This is a genomic window from Candidatus Hydrogenedentota bacterium, from assembly GCA_016791475.1.
Lineage (GTDB): Bacteria > Hydrogenedentota > Hydrogenedentia > Hydrogenedentales > JAEUWI01 > JAEUWI01.
The window spans coordinates 57,221-73,284 of the sequence record JAEUWI010000027.1; the positions used below are offsets into that span (position 1 = coordinate 57,221).

Annotated in this window: 17 protein-coding genes; 15 read left to right on the forward strand and 2 right to left on the reverse strand. The window is 61.8% G+C overall.

Features of this window, described 5'->3' with window-relative positions; all coding sequences use genetic code 11:
- Positions 1-51 precede the first annotated feature (51 nt).
- Positions 52-498, forward strand: coding sequence for a hypothetical protein (locus tag JNK74_15485; protein ID MBL7647588.1), 447 nt, complete (start codon positions 52-54; stop codon positions 496-498).
- Positions 443-892 carry a hypothetical protein gene (locus tag JNK74_15490; protein ID MBL7647589.1) on the forward strand — a complete coding sequence of 150 codons (450 nt, stop codon included), beginning with the start codon at positions 443-445 and terminating at the stop codon, positions 890-892. The genes JNK74_15485 and JNK74_15490 overlap by 56 nt, the downstream gene beginning before the upstream one ends.
- 18 nt (positions 893-910) lie before the next feature.
- Here JNK74_15490 and JNK74_15495 read toward each other — a convergent pair whose 3' ends face one another.
- Both JNK74_15495 and JNK74_15500 read right to left on the reverse strand, forming a co-directional pair.
- Entirely contained in the window at positions 911-2,299 is a 1,389-nt protein-coding gene (locus JNK74_15495; GenBank protein ID MBL7647590.1) for a hypothetical protein, read from the reverse strand.
- 353 nt (positions 2,300-2,652) lie between these two features.
- Entirely contained in the window at positions 2,653-5,289 is a 2,637-nt protein-coding gene (locus tag JNK74_15500; GenBank protein MBL7647591.1) for a hypothetical protein, read from the reverse strand.
- Between the two features lie 119 nt (positions 5,290-5,408).
- On the opposite strand from JNK74_15500, the gene JNK74_15505 reads away from it, so the two are divergent.
- The 13 genes from JNK74_15505 (at position 5,409) to JNK74_15565 (ending at position 15,930) form a co-directional block, all read left to right on the forward strand.
- Positions 5,409-8,183 (forward strand): PQQ-like beta-propeller repeat protein, encoded by a 2,775-nt coding sequence (locus tag JNK74_15505; GenBank protein ID MBL7647592.1) that lies wholly within the window; start codon positions 5,409-5,411, stop codon positions 8,181-8,183.
- Between the two features lie 131 nt (positions 8,184-8,314).
- Complete coding sequence (locus JNK74_15510) at positions 8,315-8,668, forward strand: hypothetical protein (protein MBL7647593.1); 354 nt, start codon at positions 8,315-8,317, stop codon at positions 8,666-8,668.
- Positions 8,669-8,733: 65 nt separating this feature from the next.
- Positions 8,734-9,096, forward strand: a complete 363-nt coding sequence (locus tag JNK74_15515) for a hypothetical protein (GenBank protein MBL7647594.1) — start codon at positions 8,734-8,736, stop codon at positions 9,094-9,096.
- A gap of 52 nt (positions 9,097-9,148) precedes the next feature.
- Positions 9,149-9,901, forward strand: a complete 753-nt coding sequence (locus JNK74_15520; GenBank protein ID MBL7647595.1) for a thioredoxin family protein — start codon at positions 9,149-9,151, stop codon at positions 9,899-9,901.
- A 102-nt stretch (positions 9,902-10,003) separates the two neighbouring features.
- Positions 10,004-10,477: an AraC family transcriptional regulator gene (locus JNK74_15525; protein MBL7647596.1), complete on the forward strand. Its 474-nt coding sequence runs from the start codon at positions 10,004-10,006 to the stop codon at positions 10,475-10,477.
- A gap of 173 nt (positions 10,478-10,650) precedes the next feature.
- Complete coding sequence (locus tag JNK74_15530; GenBank protein ID MBL7647597.1) at positions 10,651-11,856, forward strand: beta-lactamase family protein; 1,206 nt, start codon at positions 10,651-10,653, stop codon at positions 11,854-11,856.
- A gap of 306 nt (positions 11,857-12,162) precedes the next feature.
- Positions 12,163-12,504 (forward strand): metalloregulator ArsR/SmtB family transcription factor, encoded by a 342-nt coding sequence (locus JNK74_15535; protein MBL7647598.1) that lies wholly within the window; start codon positions 12,163-12,165, stop codon positions 12,502-12,504.
- 55 nt (positions 12,505-12,559) lie between these two features.
- On the forward strand, positions 12,560-13,108 hold the full coding sequence (locus tag JNK74_15540) for an SRPBCC family protein (protein MBL7647599.1): 549 nt from the start codon (positions 12,560-12,562) through the stop codon (positions 13,106-13,108).
- 12 nt (positions 13,109-13,120) lie between these two features.
- Positions 13,121-13,609, forward strand: coding sequence for an SRPBCC domain-containing protein (locus JNK74_15545; GenBank protein ID MBL7647600.1), 489 nt, complete (start codon positions 13,121-13,123; stop codon positions 13,607-13,609).
- Positions 13,610-13,659: 50 nt separating this feature from the next.
- Positions 13,660-14,061 carry a DoxX family protein gene (locus JNK74_15550; protein MBL7647601.1) on the forward strand — a complete coding sequence of 134 codons (402 nt, stop codon included), beginning with the start codon at positions 13,660-13,662 and terminating at the stop codon, positions 14,059-14,061.
- A gap of 49 nt (positions 14,062-14,110) precedes the next feature.
- Positions 14,111-14,611 carry an SRPBCC domain-containing protein gene (locus JNK74_15555; protein MBL7647602.1) on the forward strand — a complete coding sequence of 167 codons (501 nt, stop codon included), beginning with the start codon at positions 14,111-14,113 and terminating at the stop codon, positions 14,609-14,611.
- A 77-nt stretch (positions 14,612-14,688) separates the two neighbouring features.
- The gene (locus JNK74_15560; GenBank protein ID MBL7647603.1) at positions 14,689-15,114 is read left to right on the forward strand and encodes a VOC family protein; all 426 of its coding nucleotides are present in this window, start codon (positions 14,689-14,691) and stop codon (positions 15,112-15,114) included.
- A 264-nt stretch (positions 15,115-15,378) separates the two neighbouring features.
- On the forward strand, positions 15,379-15,930 hold the full coding sequence (locus tag JNK74_15565) for an SRPBCC family protein (GenBank protein MBL7647604.1): 552 nt from the start codon (positions 15,379-15,381) through the stop codon (positions 15,928-15,930).
- Positions 15,931-16,064: the final 134 nt, after the last annotated feature.

The following is a 16,064-nucleotide window of genomic DNA, read 5'->3' on the forward strand; positions in this document are numbered from 1 at the left end:
GCGGTCTTGAGGGCGGTAGAAAGTCGGGCACAGCGACTTGGGCGGTGCCGGGTGACGCTGGATGTCGAGCTGTCCGGGGCGATTCGTGGTCTGCCTCTGGCGCGCCGGGCGCCCGAACGATGCCGTATCGTCTTCCAGCGCGCCAGCGAAGCCCTCTGGCAGGTCACCGCCCACGACGATCAAGGGACAGTCTATTGCGACGCGACCAGCGATGGCCGCTGGATTGAGGTGGACGGAAAATGCTGGCACCCATGCTACAACGAGTTCTTCTATGACGAAGGCGACGCGGATTCCGAGGTCGAGCCGTCGCTGAAAGAAACCTGGGAGGCGCGCGTCGAAACTCAGGGAGCGTCTCTGGGCGCTCACCATCGCAACCAGTCACGTATGGCTGGATACCGGATTCTTGACGGACCGTTATGCGCCCACCTGGGAGTTCAGCCGTATGTCCGAAGGGGAGGCGGTGGTGGGGCGCGTGCGAATGGACTACCAACCATCTGAGTTTCGATTCAGCTTTTTTGAGTTGCTTCGGTGGCGCATGGCGCGCCTCTTCCGGCCCGGGGTCGAGATCGAGGAGTACTACAATTGCAGGTCGTTTCCCACATCGCAGATTGACGTCGTTCTAAACGAACGGTGCGGGTTTGCCCCGGAACGATTCCATTTGGGCGACGTCCAGGAGTTGCCCCCCCTTCCGCTAAACGGCGAGGAGTGGGAGGATCCCATACCCGTCGGGGACGGTCTATTCATGCCCCGAATTCACAAGGTGTTGCAATCACCGTCGGGCGACGAAGTACTCCAGCGCTCCACGCTGATTCCGGAGAAAAGTGCCTTTGGCGTAAACATTCCTCTGAATATTCGGCCCCTGGATCTCACCCTGGAACGCGTGGAACCGTAGGAAGCGCAATCCCCTGACTCAGGCCAGCAGTGACCGCATGCCCTCGGTTAACACCGGGTCCACCTCCGGGTCACAGAAGGCCACAGAAACCTCGTAGCCCCCGTTGGAGTATTCTTCCTTCACGGGGATATACCAGGGGCCGCCGTCGCCGTAAGCCGCCGTGGCCACGAAGCGTCCGGGCGCAAGTTCCTGGGCGCGGAGCTGGTATTCGATGAAGGATTCTGCGGGAAGGTGAAGGAGAGAGACGCCGTCGATGGCCAGGGCGCTGAGGACGATGGGCGTTTTCTTTTCCGCGCGGCGGAGCCAGGTCAACGTGTAGGAGGGGCGATTCCGATTGGCCACGGCGTTGTCTTTGTTCGCAATCTGGGCCTCCAAGTCGGCGATGGTGTATTGAGGGTGGGGCTTGGGCAGCACGTCCACCGTGCGCCATGCGATCGTGCCGATGGGCGCGGGTTTCAACTCCGCTTCGGCTTTCACCATGCCCTCGTAGATTCGCTGCGCCAGAATGGGCCGAACCGGTGGCGAACCGTCATTGTATTTGCCGGCGGAAATGTTGCCCGCGCAGCCCGTGAAGTAAATGTGGGTGCAGCCGGGCTCTTCCGCCTGACGCTGCTTGCGCGCGAGGCCCACAAAGTCGCTGGTGACCCGGCCGTCGCCGTAGTAGCTCATCGGGTGGGTGGCGTAATAGTGACACGCCGCGATCTTTTCATCGCCATCGTAAAAGGCAACGGTCTTGAGCCATGGATCGATCAGCCCCTCCGGCAGCGATATCAGCGCTTCATCTTTGCAACTGCTGCCACGCATGGCCAGTACATGCCCCTGTGCATCGCGGGAGACACGTCGATTCGACGCCACCCGATCCACCTTGGCCTGACCATGGGCAATGTGGGTGAGGGGACGCGCCTTGGGGAGCGCCTCGGCAATCGCGGCCTTGCCCCGTGCCAGGCATTCACCGTAAAACGCGAGATCGACAATGTGGGGCAGATCACCCTGCGCCTGCACCACCTGCTCCGACTCGAGACAAGCAAAAGGCGCGTTGTGCTGGTGCACGCACTGTACCGCCACGCGCTCGGGCGTGGTGCCCGCCGCCTCTGCCAGGGCCGCGCGCCATTGAATGTGGGCGTCGTTAAGCAGGCCGGTCCAATCCACCGCGCAAAGCACGATGGGCGCGCCCGCGCCGGTAATCACCACGCCGATGGCTTCCAGCGCGTCATCCACGGCCTCGACCGGCTTGATCCAGCCGCCGCAGAGGGAGTGGCCCATGGGGGGCGTCACGTCGAAGCGAAACGACGCCAGGCGCAGCGAGGAACCAGAATGCTCTTCGGCCCGGAGCGAGTCCGGCAGGAGGGACCAGGCCGTGGCGCCGGCAAGTGATTCAAACAGAAAGCGGCGGCGGGTGCGATTCATGTGGCGTACTCCGGTGTGTGTGAAAGGCTGCAGATACTCAGGTGATCATTAGAGCAAAGCGCGGTGGGGAGTTCAACTGCCCCTTGGGGCCGAACTCGCGCCTCGGGACTTCTTCGAGCGCAGGAAGCTATGAGTCCTTTCAGACCTCGGTTGGCAGCAGCAGTGTTGCCGACGCGCGTACCTGTCCCGGTGGAAGGGTGTGGGGACTCTGGATATAGCTTGCGCGGCGATTCCAGCATCCTCTCGGACATGCCGCCACCCTGGCGTGAGCTTTGCCAGAGGGGGAATCGGGAGATGACTTGGAGATCCGTTGCGCGAGTCGGGTGCTCTTGCGGAGGTACGTCGCCTGGCGGTCACGCCGGGCGCGTGTCATCCTCGCCGGGTTTTTCATCTTCGGGCGTAGTGTCCGCAGGCAATTCTTCCTCATCAAACATGGGCGTTCCATCAAGGTCCGCCTCATCGTCATCGCCGACTGCTTCGATGGTCTTCTCGTCCGGCGTCTCTGGAGCCACTTCGGCTTCCTCTGTGGCTTCGGCAGCCTCCATCACTTCATCCGCTGCGTCTGCCTCCTCACCCTCCGCTTCTATCTCCGGCGCAGCGTCAACCCCATCCTCCGTCAGTGGAGCCTCCGGCGACGCTTCCGTGTCTTCTGCCACCTCGTCCGTGACGCCCTCAGCCTCGTCCGCCAGCACCGGCGATTCCTCGGTGGGCGCTTCCATGTCGGTCGCTTCCACAATCTCTTCGTCCGCCGGTTCAACGGATTCCACCGTGGGTTCTTCGGCCAAATCGTCCCCGACTGCACTCAAAGGCTCAGAAATTCCGGCGGTTTCCAGAGCCTCGTCCTCGTCGGGCTCAATTGCCGCCACCAGGAAGGGCACCCACGTCTGGATGAAGTGATAGTGATACAGGATGACTGCCGTCAGGAAGAAGAGCAGCAGGTAGTAAAGGTTAAAGATCGCCTCGTTCCAGTTTGTCAGCGGTCCGGTCACCACGTGGGCGAGTGTATTCTGTACTACGAGCGCGAGCGCCATGAAAGCCCAGGCGTGGGGTACGGGGTCACCCTCCTTCGGGGCCATGAAGCGTCGTATCAGGGCCAGGCCGACAATCACCACCAATGCCAGCAGCATGGCGGGGCCGATGTAGCGCCAGTAGAGGTCGCCCCACATATCCTCGTGGCCATCCAGATGGTTGTTGGCCCAGCCGCGGGTACCGTTCTTGATGGAAAGGCCCAGGCCGAAGAGCAGCCCGAGTTGCACGGCGAATCGCTCCAGGCCGCCATCACCCTCGCGTGGACTGAAGTAACTGAGGGCGCACCAGACCACGCCGAAGAGGACCAGGCAGGCCAGGCCAAGGGACCCGATCCAGGCGGGCGGCGTCTCCTGAGCGATCCAGAGCCAGCCTTTCCACGCCGGCATTTCCCCGCGAAGGAAGCTGCAAGCGATGATTGTCAGGGAAAGATAGACGGCGAGCCAGTCCAGGTTGGGGTAGCGTTGGAAGAAGGGCGCCAGACTCTCCCTCTCTTCAGGCCGCACGGTGACCGACTTCCACAGCGCCGTGAGGAAGTAAAGGGCGCCGTAGAGGCCAGTTGCCCCGACGAAAAGGTAGTCAAAGCGAGCCCACCATGGCGTGGCGGCGTCGGGCGCGCCAAATGGCTCCAGCGGGCCCATCATGAACCAGGCGACGAGGGCCATGAGCCCAAAGTGGACGGCCCAGACGCCGAGCTTTGGAATGGCGGACTCGCTCGATTCCGCCGTGCCCAGCAGGGTGGCGCGCAGGCGCCAGAAGTAGAGTCCCAGGCCATAGAGGAGCACGGCGCAGAAGGGCAGGTGCGCCGCCCACTCCGCGCTGAAGAGGCCGCGCGCATTGGCCACGACGTACCAGAGGAGGATTACCATCATGAATATCATGGAGCCCACGCCGAAGATCGGGAATCCGGTGCGCGCCGGTGTCTTTGCGCAGGCGCAGGGCGCCGTCCGTCGGTTCACTAGATAGTAGGCAAGCCCGAGAGCAATGCCGATGCTGATGCCGCCGGAAGTCTCCCACCCGCGCCAGAGGTTCTCCATGTTCGGCCAGAGCGCCTTCGCCCAGTGCCAGTTTTGAAGCAGCGACCAACCGAGGCCGTTCACCAGCCCGACGGTCCCGATCAGGGTCACGTTCTTCCAGTCTCGGCGGCCCAGTTCAAAAAGCAGGCAACCGAGATAGAAACCGAGATGTCGGAGGGCAGCGCCGTTGTCGTTAATGACACGTTGCAGATTCGGATTGGCCGTCGCGTCCGCGTAGCGGTCCTTCATGGTGTCGTAAAGCGGCAGGAACCATTGCGGATAGGTCTCAAAAAGCCACGAGGCGAAGTAGGCGCCGCCGAAAGCGCAGAATAGGCGCACGGACCATTGCCACGCGGCCAGGGGCTTCTCCGCACCCGTCCAGGCCAGCAGGCAGGCGCCAATTCCGGCCCAGGGCATGCCCGCGATGAATAGCCACACAAAGCCATAAATCGGGGCAATGGGCACACTCTGGTAAGGGTCGGTGCTGGTTTGAAGCTCGCCCGCGAAAAAATTGGACCACTGCGCCCAGCCGCGCGCGCCGGAGAGGCCGATGCCCACCGCCAACGCCAGAATGACCCAACCCGAGGCATAGCGCCGTGCGGTCGGCCCGGCGGGATTGCGTGCGATGAACCACCACGCCGCACCCCACAGAACGCCCGCGAAAATGCAGCCCTTGGCCGAGCCATAGCCCGACGAACCCCGCACCGCCCAGGACATGGCGCCGAGGGCCGCGAAGAGCAAAATGGGCAGGAAGAAATCGTGCACCAGGTCGTCGTGTCGCCGCAAAAAGCAGAACGCCCCCAGCGCCAGGCCGATGGCCAGCAGCACCGCGAGGAAGCTTTGCGTTCCCGTCAGTCCGCCCGCCCAGAGCGCGGCGGCCAGAGCGGGTAGAAACAAGGTTGATGGAAGGAGGACTTTTTTGGCGTATTGTTGTGTGGTAGTGTTCATGCGGCGCACTATAGGCGGAGGCCATGGAGCGAGTCAAGCGGGCCGATGGGCTTCCCGGTCCTCCTTTGGGTGAGGACGCGGTCGCAATCGGTCGAAGGAATCGAAGGGAGACAGATGCCATGAGGTCAACGCTCAATTTCTTTGGCGTCACACTGCTGGTGATGGCAACACTTCCGGCCGCCGCCGCACCCGGCGAGTGGCCCTTCTATCGCCACGATCCCCAGCTCACCGGCATCTATCCGGGCCCCGGTCCTTTCAGTGCGCCCCCCAGGGAAGTCTGGTCCATCGATCTGGGCGCGAAGGAGAAGAAGCAGGAACGTGTGCGCGTGGCCGATGTGGACGGCGATGGCCTGGCCGAGATTCTGCTGACCCGTGACCAGAGCATCGTGTGCCTGGGGCGCGACGGGTCACAGCGCTGGGAAGCGGCCAACCTGCCGAACGCCAAGATCACCGATGTGCGCGATTTGGCGGGCGACGGCACCCGAGGCATTCTGGCGTGGTCCGACACCGGCCTGGAGACTACCCGGTGGGTATTGGCGGGGGCCACGGGCCAGGCGGTGAAGCTGTATTCCATGAGCGATGTATTCGGCGCCGAAGAGCGGCTGGGGGCCATCCTTCCCGGCGTCCCCGGTATCCAGCTTTGCGCGTGGTGGAGCGGGGATCATCCGAGTGTTCAGTTCGGGGGCAACATGCGCGGTCAGGGCATTCTCCTGACTTTTGAAAATGGTGTGATCCAGCCAAACCCCCGCTTCGACCAGCGGCTGGAGGGCATGCTGTTCAAACCCAAACATTTCTTCACGGACTATGACGAGGACGGTCACGCCGAAATGGTGATGGTGTCCCACCAGCAGGCCTGGTTCTTCGATCTGGAGAATAATGCGCTGAAGCTCAAGATCGAGTGGCCCATGATCCGAACCTACAACGCCACCCTGGCCATGCTGCCCGTCGAGCGCGACGCGGCCCCGTCCCTGCTCTCGATTAATCCCCATATCCCCGGCGTCGAGCGGGTGGACGTGGCGGGTGGCGCGGCGAACGTGGTTTGGCGCTACATCGCCGGCGGCGTGGAAGATCAATACCAGACCCAGGTGAAGATCGCGCCCGGCGCCCCTGATCCCTTTCTCGATCTCGGGGGCGACGGACGGCGCTACGTCCTCGCGGCCATCACCAACGAACACAGCGACGGCAAGACCTGGCTCGTAGTGCTTGACGGGACCGACGGCGCGAAGCGCTTTGAGGAATCGGGTCTGGAGGTCCTGGGGCTGGACGATCTCGATGGTGATGGTCGCCCTGAAATTCTGCTGGAGCAGGGGGACGCCTTGCGGATTGCCCATTGGCAGAACGACGCCTTCGTAGACCTCTGGCGCGGCGACGGGGTGGAGCCCCTGCTCGCGCCTCTGCCCGACGCGGGCGATCTTGGCCGGAGCGAGGGTGGCAATCGCACCGTGTGGCGGCTCGCGCCCGACAGCGGCGCGTTCCTGCTGCGTTTTTCCGATGGCGTCTTTGCCTGTGTCCTGGGCGCGGGTGGGGTGGAGCGGGGCGAAGCCGTATCGGTCCATCCGGCCCTGAACAACGTGCCCGAGCCAAATCCGCCGGCGGAGGTGGTGAAAAAGGAGGAAGACGCCGTTGTGGTGATGAAGGGTGATGTGGAAACCTATCGCTACACCATCGCCCGGGCGCCCAGCTACCTCGCGCCGCCGGCTATCGTGGCCGATCTCGGCGGTCAACGGCGAATCCTTGTACGCGACGCGTCCGACAGGCTCCTGTCTTTCGATGCGACCGGCGCGGACCAGCGCGTACTCGCCGAGCGTGTCTTTGGGGAGTGGTCCGTGTGCGACATGGACGGCGACGGGAGCAACGAAGTGGTGGCGGGTTTGCTGGGCGAACAGGAGAAGCCCGAGTGTGTGTTTCTCGACGGGAGCGGTCACGTGCACCGTCGCTTCGGTCTGATAGAGAATGCCACCGCTCTCAAGGTGGGCCCCTCCGGTTCCCTGGGACCGGCGCGGGGCCGGTGGCTCGCAATCTATTACGAGCGCGGCGTGGGCAACCGCAACGGCGTCGTGGCTTATGATGGCAAGACGGGTGAACAACTCTGGTTACGGGACAACTTTCGCACGGAACACGGTGCCTACGCCGAGGGCGCCAAGGTCAAGTTTGTGCTCCACATTCCCACGGCGGTGCTGGATTATGACGGCGACGGGGCGGACGATCTCCTCGCGGCCTCTGAGAACTTCTATGGCATCGTGGATGTGGTTCGCAACCGCGACCTGACGCCCCTTCAGATTTTCTCGGACTATATCCCCGGGCACTGGCAGGCCTACGCGTCTCCTATTGCCGCCGATTTTCTCGGACTGGGCAAGCCCCAGGTTTTCCACCACAAGGCCTTCGCCAACGCCATCCTAACGGATTTGGAGGGGCTGCCCATCTGGCACTGGGGCCTCAGCCGGAGCACCACCGCCTCCGCCTGGCCCGGTATTACCGATTTCGACGGCGACGGCAAGCTCGAAATTGTCCAGAGCCGCGTGGACGGGAAGCTCCGCGCTTTCAATGCCGCGCCCACCGATGGGAAATGCCACAATTGTCCCCCGGACGCGCCCCTGACGGAGATGAACCACGGTGGCCACGTGCGCTGGGAACAGGCTTTTCCCGCGCCGCTAAGCGACCTGGCCTCGGGCGATATCGATGGTGACGGCCGGGGTGAGGTGCTCTTTGGCGCGGGGGATGGCAAGTTGTACCTCCTGGGCGAGTCCAACGGCGCGCCCGTCGTGGAGTGGACCTGCAATCCGGGCCGGGCTGTCGGTGCGCCCATTCTGGCGGATCTCCAGGCGGACGGCGTGCCGGAAATCCTCGTGCCCGTGGAGGACGGCACCATCCGCTGTTTCGTGCCGGGGATTTAGGTCCGTAGCGCACCTGACTTTGTACCGTCCGATCCGGAATGTCCTTTCCCGTCCTCCTGATTCGTCGTTGGGGCAGACGAAGCCGCGCCGTCCAACCTGGGTACGCCGCGAAACGAAAAGGAGGCTTTCTGATGAAATCACTCGTGCTGGTCCCGCCTGCCCGCTCGCCGGGGTGGCGCGGAATGACACTGGCGGCCTGGGCTGTGCCGGGCGCGCTACTCGCCGTGCTGCCCAAGTGTCCGGCCTGCCTTGCCGCATATATCGCGCTCTGGACCGGCATCGGCCTGGCCGTTCCCGTGGTTTCGGCCCTGCGATGGGCGCTGACGCTGGTGTGTGCCGCTTCCCTGATCTTTCTGGTGTATCGTGCCGCGCGGCGAAGGTGTTGCACTCAGCCCCCCGAATGCTTGCGGAAGAACTTCCCGATTGCCGGGACGACAGGGATTACAGATTCGGCGGGAAAGTCCGCAGCTTGCCATCACGCCTGAGTGTTCTAATGTTCCCGTAATTCGTGCCGCTACTGACTTCCCCGCAATTCCGAAAGATTCCGCGAATGATCACCGAAGCCACGCCACAGGACTACCTGTTGTTTTTTCGCAGCACCGTCTGGGACCGCGGCATGTCGCGGGACGAGATCGACCGGATCATGAGTCAGCTCTCCTCCTGGTTCGACAACCTCGACGCGAAGGGCATGACCGACGGAGGCATGCGCCTGAGTGTTGAGGGTCGTATCGTACGGCACCATAAAGGTCGCTTCGTGTCCGATGGGCCGTTCATGGAGTCCAAGGAGGCGATTGCGGGTTATGTGCATCTGCGCGCCCACGGCATGGAAGAGGCCGTGGCGATTGCCCAGAGCTGGCCGGGGCTGGCGCACGGATTGACGATTGAAGTGCGGCCCGTGGTGCCCGCCACGTGATGAAATGCTGGAAGACTACACGTAAACCAACGATGAATAAAGGAGAATGATCATGATCGCAACACAAGAACCCCTGACCGGACATCCCGTCGTTGCTCGCGTTGAATGGCTGGCGGCGCGCAAGGCCCTGATGGCCAAAGAGAAGGAAGTGACCCGGCTGTACGATCAGGTCTGCGCCGCCCGCCGCGAACTACCCTGGATCAAGGTGGAGGAAAACTACGTGTTTGAGGGGCCCGATGGCGATGTGACCCTCGCGGAACTCTTTGATGGGCGTAGCCAACTGGTGATTTATCACTTCATGTTCGGTCCCGGCTGGGAGGAGGGCTGCAAGAGTTGTTCCTTTATCTCCGACAACATCGACGCGGTAAACCTTCACTTGCCCCATCACGATGTGACCTTGATGGCGGTGTCCCGCGCGCCCTTCGCGGAGTTTCAGGCCTTCAAGAAACGCATGGGCTGGAAATTCAACTGGGTGTCCTCCGCTCGAAACGACTTCAACTTCGACTACGGCGTTTCCTTCACGGAGGAAAGCATGGCGAAGGGCCACACGACCTACAACTACGAGCCCTTCGACGGAACTTACCCGGAGTTGCCGGGCATCAGTGTCTTCTACAAGGATGCGTCGGGCGATGTCTATCACACCTACTCGACCTACGCGCGTGGCGGCGATATTTTGATTGCGGCGCACAACTGGCTCGACATGACACCCAGAGGCCGCAATGAGGTGGAAATCATGGACTGGGTACGCCATCATGACCGGTATGAGGCGGTCGCGACTAAAACAGGCTGTTGCGGGTGCGGATGAAGGATAGAGTCTGGAGTCTGGAGTACACTCTCGATTCCTAATGCCCCATACGACCCATACGACCCATAAGACCCATACGACCCATAACAAGGAGCCCCCACGATGGAACCCATCGCCCTTGATCCCCCGCGCCTGGCGGATCTGCCGCCCCGTCTTGTCGTCGGACTTTGCGAGCGCTACACCATGGGCAACACCGGCGAGATCCCGTCCCAGTGGGAGCGCTTCAGCCGCTACGTGGGAAAGATCCCCGGTGGCATCGATGGCCCGGCCTATGGCGTTTGTTTCAACTTCGACAACAACGAGTTCGATTACCTCTGCGGCATCGAGGCAAGCGATGCGGAAGGGCTGCCCCGCGAGTTCAGCCATGTCCGGATTCCCGCGCACCGCTATGCGATCTTCACGGTCCAGGAGAACATTTCCACCATACAGCGCGCGCTCCACACTATCTGGAGTGAATGGCTGCCGCGCTCGGGCCACAAGGCCGCGAACGCACCGGCGGTCGAGTGCTATCGGGAGAGCTTCGACCCCCTCACGGGCGATGGCGGCTTCGAGATCTGGCTGGCGATTGAATCTTGAGGACGGAAGCGCGCGGAGGTTCGCAGGGCAGCCTTTGGTCGCATTCAAAATCTTTCCCACAGATCCACACCGATCGGCACAGATAAGACAAGCACAGTTCCTCACCTTGCGAGATCTGTGGGAAAACCCTCCGCTACCGGCGGTGAAAGTTCGGAAATTCTCGGAGAAGACAAATGACTGAAAGTTTCAATTCAGCCAAAATGGACGCATGGCGTACGACTCTTTCGCGCCACGTCGAATCGGGAGGCATCCCCGGTCTCGTCGCGCTGGCCAGTCGCCGTGGCGAGGTCCACATGCACGAGGCGGGCACGTTGGCCGCGGGCGACGCCAAGCCCATGCGGCGCGACGCGATCTTCCGTATCGCTTCCATGACCAAACCCGTGGCCGCCGTGGCGGCCATGATTCTGGTGGACGAGGGCGTGCTGAAACTGGACGGTCCCGTGGACCCCTGGCTGCCGGAACTCGCGAACCGCCGCGTGCTGAGGCGGATCGACGGTCCGCTGGACGACACCGTCCCTGCGGCGCGCGCCATTACGGTGCGCGATCTGCTGACGCTGCGCATGGGCTTCGGATACATCTTCGCGAACACAAAGGGCTGGCCGATTCAGGAGGCCATCAATGCGCTGGGCATCCTGCAGGGACCGCCCCACCCACAGTCGTTGCCCGATTCCGATACGTGGATGCGTGGTCTCGGCGCGTTGCCGCTGATGTGCCAACCCGGTGAACAATTCATGTATGACCTCGGCCTGGATGTGCTGGGTGTGCTCATTTCGCGCGCGGCGGGCCAGCCCTTGGCGTTGTTCATGCGGGGGCGAATCTTCGACCCACTGGGTATGAAGGACACAGGATTCCACGTGCCGCCGGATAAGTTGCATCGCCTGGCAACGTCCTACGGGGCGAATCCCGAGACGGGCGCATTGGAAATCTTCGATGGCGCGCCAAACAGCGAATGGGCCACACCACCCGCCTTTCCCGCCGCCGCCAGCGGGTTGGTGTCCACGGCGGACGACTATCACGCGTTCTGCACGATGATGCTTCATCGCGGTCGCTTCGGAGAGGAGCGGATCCTTTCGGAAGTGACCGTGTCGCTCATGACGTCGGACCAGCTCACCCCCGCGCAGCGGGCGGCGAATCCCTTCTTTTTCAATGAGCATACCAGTTGGGGCCTCGGGATGGAGGTGGGTATTTCCCGAGGTGCGATCTTCGAGCATCCGGGCCGATTCGGCTGGGACGGTGGCCTGGGTACTTCGGCCCGTACCGATCCGAAAAATGGCGTCATCGGCATTCTGCTCACGCAGCGGAACATGGATTCGCCCGAGCCGCCCAAGGTGTTTACCGATTTCTGGACGGGACTCTATGGGGCGATTCAGGGCTTGTAGGGAAAGCGCCAGTGTTCGCTTGAAAATTGCAGGGACAACAGGGACTACAGGTGGTGAACCAGTTCAGCCGTCGCTGTTGTTCCTGTCGTTCCTGCAAACACGAGAAGGGTCCTAAACAGTCGTCTCAAAAGAATCCGGCCCCCCTGTCCTTTTCCCCGATCCCCGTTCGTCGTAGTGGTAGATAAGGGAAATGAGTCTCACGGGCACTGGAAATTTCCGGTGCGGGCCGGACCGAAATAGGTTATCTTGACAAAGTGCTCCATTTGTTGTATTTTGCCATTTAGTTACTTAACCGGATGGTGAATTATGTCTGCCGATCAATTGAGCTTAACCTTTGCCGCCCTGGCCGACCCCACGCGACGCGCTATCCTGTCGCGCCTGGCCACGGGCGAGATGTCCGTTACCGAATTGGCGAAGCCCTTCAAGATAAGCCTGCCGGGGATTTCCAAGCACCTGAAGGTGCTGGAGCGGGCCGGGCTGATTAAGCGCGGGCGCGACGCCCAGTGGCGGCCTTGTCGCCTGGAGGCGAAGCCATTGGAAGAAGCCTCGGCTTGGGTGGACCAATACCGTGCCTTCTGGGAGGGCAGTTTTGACCGACTGGATGATTATTTGAAAGAAATGCGGGCGGAAAGTGACCGTCCGGCGTAAGTGAGGCGGCGGGACAGTCTTGAAGCGGCTGTCCCCAACACGGGAGTTCAAAAGCATGCTGAAGAAATTGATGATTGCGCTGGGGCTGTTCGCGGCTCTGATCGGGATCCTGGCGGTAACCGTGGCCATGCAGCCGTCGGAGTTCAGCATCGAGCGGAGCACGACTATCGCGGCGCCGCCGCCGACGGTTTTTGCGCTGGTGAACGATTTTCACCAGTGGGAGAAGTGGAGCCCCTGGGCCAAGTTGGATCCCGCGATGAAGACCACATTCGAGGGGCCGGAATCGGGTGCGGGCGCCATCTACACCTGGGTTGGCAACAGCGACGTGGGCGAGGGGAAGATGACCATCCTGGAAAGCCGCGCGCCAGAACAGGTCGGTATTCAACTGGAATTCATCAAGCCCATGGCGGCCACCAACACTGCGGAATTCAGCTTCAAGCCCGAGGGCAACGGTACCGCCGTCACCTGGAGCATGGCGGGAAAGAACAACTTCGTGGGCAAGGCTTTTTGCCTGTTTATCGACATGGACGCCATGGTCGGCGGCGATTTTGAGAAGGGCCTCGCGGCCATGAAAGCCGCCGCGGAAGCCGCGCCGGTCAACTGAGGAGCAGGTGTGATGCCAAGCGCAACGCAAACAGAAAGCATTATCATCGAGCGTCTCTTCAAAGCGCCCCGCGAACAGGTGTGGCGCTGCTGGAGCGAGCCGGAAAACCTGATGAAGTGGTGGGGGCCCAAGACCTTCACTTCACCCGCCGCCACCATCGATTTTCGCACGGGCGGCAAGTATCACTTCTGCATGCGGATGCCCGACGGCAAAGAAATGTGGAGCACGGGTAGTTACACGGAAATCGTCCCGATGGAGCGCATTGTATTCACGGACTCCTTCGCGGACCCGGAGGGCAACGTGGTTTCCGGCGCCTACTATGGCATGGGTGATATCTATCCTGCGATCTTGAATGTAACGTTGACGTTTGAAGAAGCGGGGGATGGAACCCGCTTCAAACTTCACCATGAAGGCATCCCCGCGAGCGAGATAAGCGCATGCACCCAGGGATGGGTCGAAATGATCGACAAGTTGGAAGCGGCGCTGGCGGGACTGCGCTGAGCGTTCTCAAATAAGCAAGTACTGACAATAAACCTGGAAAGGAAAACACCATGGAACCCGAAAGCACGCCGCCCTCTCAATCGAAAGTCGTCCTGTGGGTCAGCTACATCATGAGCGCCATACCCGTGCTGATGCTGCTCATGAGCGCGGGCATGAAGATCTCAAAGGCCAAGGCGGTGACGGATGGCTTTGCGGCGATGGGCTTTCCCGCAGGCGTGATCATGCCCATCGGTATTGTGGAACTGATCTGCACCGTCCTCTACCTCATCCCGCAGACGGCCGTGCTGGGCGCGATCCTGCTCACGGGATATCTGGGTGGTGCCATCGTGACCCACGTGCGCGCGGAGGAAGGCTTCATCGGCCCGCTGGTCTTTGGCGTATTACTGTGGGGCGGGCTCTTCCTGCGCGACGCGCGAATCCGCGATCTGATCCCCCTGCGCAAACCGAAATGAGTGGCGAAAAGGCGCCGTAGAGCGCCCGCGCCATGGAAAGGAAACACCCATGAGAACCACCGTTCTGCCCGAAATCGATCTGACCGACAAGATGGTCCATCTTTCGCGCTTGTACTACGCGCCGCGCGAGACCGTGTTCGCCGCGTGGAGTTCCGCAGACGCCTTGAAGCGCTGGTACGCGCCCCACGGATGCACGGTGGAATTACGCCATTTTGACTTTCAGCCCGGCGGTACTTTTCTGCTCTGCATCCGCAATCCGGACTATCCCGACTGCTGGTGCACCGGCACGTACCACGAAATCGATGCGCCAAAGCGGATCGCCTTCTCCATGGCGCTCTGCGACGAAGAGGGCCGGCTTCTCGATTCCGACGATGCGGGCAAAGACGCCGACTGGCCCGCCGAGACGATCGTCATCGTGGAGTTCGCCGAGGAGGACGGGCAGACGATGCTCTCGCTCCACCAGAATGCGCTCGAATCCGTTGCCGTGCGTACGGGCGCCCATGCGGGCTGGCTCCAGATGCTTGAGCGTCTGGCCGACGTGGTCCGGTAGCGCAAGAAACCTGGAGTCGATGGCCGCCCGAGGCGGCCTGAATACAACCAACACCAACTGGAATGAGGAAGCAAACCATGGATATCCAACCCTACCTGTTTTTCGAAGGCCGCTGTGAAGAAGCCATCGCGTTCTACACCAGTGCCCTCGGCGCAAAGCTCGAAATGCTGATGCGGTTCAGCGAGTGCCCCGATCCCCTGCCGCCCGACATGCTCGCGCCGGGTATGGAGAACAAGGTCATGCATGCATCCTTGCGCGTGGGGGATGGCATCATCATGCTGTCCGATGGCAACTGCAAGGGCGATGACGCGCCATTCAAAGGCTTCTGCCTCTCCTATACCGTGCCCGATGCAAAAGCCGCCGAGCGCGTCTTCAATGCGCTGTGCGAGGGCGGCCAGGTGACCATGCCCCTCGGCGAGACTTTCTGGTCGCCCTGCTTCGGCATGGTCCAGGACAAGTTCGGCATGGGCTGGATGGTGACAACACCGGAAATGAAGGGCTGACGGCGGATCACAGGGACGGCAGTGATGGCAGGGACAGCGGAAACCTGTGCGTGTGTGAAGGTATCGGAAAGCGGGAGCACGGACTTTCCAGTCCGTGATGTTTCGTGCGACTTCGTCGCACGATACGCGGGTAAGAAAACCCGCGCTCCCGTTTGATGTGGCATATGAAGAAATACGCTCAGGCACTGAGATCACCCTGTTCCTGCCGTCCCTGAGACGAAAATGCGCTACTGAAACCACCCGAAGAAACTGTGAGGTAATCCCATGTACATTTTGTTGGGCATTGTGGCCCTGCTCCTGTTTCTGGTTATAAGTGTCGTCATAGCGGCCTCCATGCGGCCCACGGACATAGGCTACCAGCGCAGCATTATCACCACGGCCAGCGCCGATACGGTATTTGCGATCTTCAGCGATCTTGGTCGCTGGGATGAGTGGTCGCCCTACAACAAGCGCGATCTCGACATGAAGATGGAGCTGAGTGCCCCCTCCAACGGTATCGGCGCGCACTATGCCTGGGAAGGGAACAAAGACGTCGGGGCGGGCCGCATGACCATCACCGCCATTAACCCCGGACGGTCCATCGACATGAGCCTCCAATTCGATCGCCCCTTCAAGTGCGACAACCACGTGGAATGGCGCGTGGACGACGAAGGCGAGCATCGCCGCATTACCTGGAGCATGGATGGCAAGAGCGACGCCCTGATGCCCCGGATTGTGGGCCTCTTTATCGACATGGACAAGATGGTCGGCGGTGACTGGGAAGTGGGCCTGGAAACGCTGAAAGGTATCGCCGAGCGGGAAGAGGCTGCGCAGTAGGGACATGCCGCCGCTCCGGCGCGCGCTTCGCCCGTCGGGGTTTTGCTGGATGGCGTGGTACTGCGTGGGTCGGGGACACCTGCGGCGGTACGTCCCCGCGTTCCCCTTCGATTGCTGGAACTTTCGCGCAGTAG

Coding starts and splice junctions, on each gene's coding strand:
- JNK74_15490 (MBL7647589.1), top strand. CDS start 443: ATGTCCGAAGGGGAGGCGGTGGTGGGGCGCGTGCGAATGGACTACCAA.
- JNK74_15495 (MBL7647590.1), bottom strand. CDS start 2,299: ATGAATCGCACCCGCCGCCGCTTTCTGTTTGAATCACTTGCCGGCGCC.
- JNK74_15500 (MBL7647591.1), bottom strand. CDS start 5,289: ATGAACACTACCACACAACAATACGCCAAAAAAGTCCTCCTTCCATCA.
- JNK74_15505 (MBL7647592.1), top strand. CDS start 5,409: ATGAGGTCAACGCTCAATTTCTTTGGCGTCACACTGCTGGTGATGGCA.
- JNK74_15510 (MBL7647593.1), top strand. CDS start 8,315: ATGAAATCACTCGTGCTGGTCCCGCCTGCCCGCTCGCCGGGGTGGCGC.
- JNK74_15515 (MBL7647594.1), top strand. CDS start 8,734: ATGATCACCGAAGCCACGCCACAGGACTACCTGTTGTTTTTTCGCAGC.
- JNK74_15520 (MBL7647595.1), top strand. CDS start 9,149: ATGATCGCAACACAAGAACCCCTGACCGGACATCCCGTCGTTGCTCGC.
- JNK74_15525 (MBL7647596.1), top strand. CDS start 10,004: ATGGAACCCATCGCCCTTGATCCCCCGCGCCTGGCGGATCTGCCGCCC.
- JNK74_15530 (MBL7647597.1), top strand. CDS start 10,651: ATGACTGAAAGTTTCAATTCAGCCAAAATGGACGCATGGCGTACGACT.
- JNK74_15535 (MBL7647598.1), top strand. CDS start 12,163: ATGTCTGCCGATCAATTGAGCTTAACCTTTGCCGCCCTGGCCGACCCC.
- JNK74_15540 (MBL7647599.1), top strand. CDS start 12,560: ATGCTGAAGAAATTGATGATTGCGCTGGGGCTGTTCGCGGCTCTGATC.
- JNK74_15545 (MBL7647600.1), top strand. CDS start 13,121: ATGCCAAGCGCAACGCAAACAGAAAGCATTATCATCGAGCGTCTCTTC.
- JNK74_15550 (MBL7647601.1), top strand. CDS start 13,660: ATGGAACCCGAAAGCACGCCGCCCTCTCAATCGAAAGTCGTCCTGTGG.
- JNK74_15555 (MBL7647602.1), top strand. CDS start 14,111: ATGAGAACCACCGTTCTGCCCGAAATCGATCTGACCGACAAGATGGTC.
- JNK74_15560 (MBL7647603.1), top strand. CDS start 14,689: ATGGATATCCAACCCTACCTGTTTTTCGAAGGCCGCTGTGAAGAAGCC.
- JNK74_15565 (MBL7647604.1), top strand. CDS start 15,379: ATGTACATTTTGTTGGGCATTGTGGCCCTGCTCCTGTTTCTGGTTATA.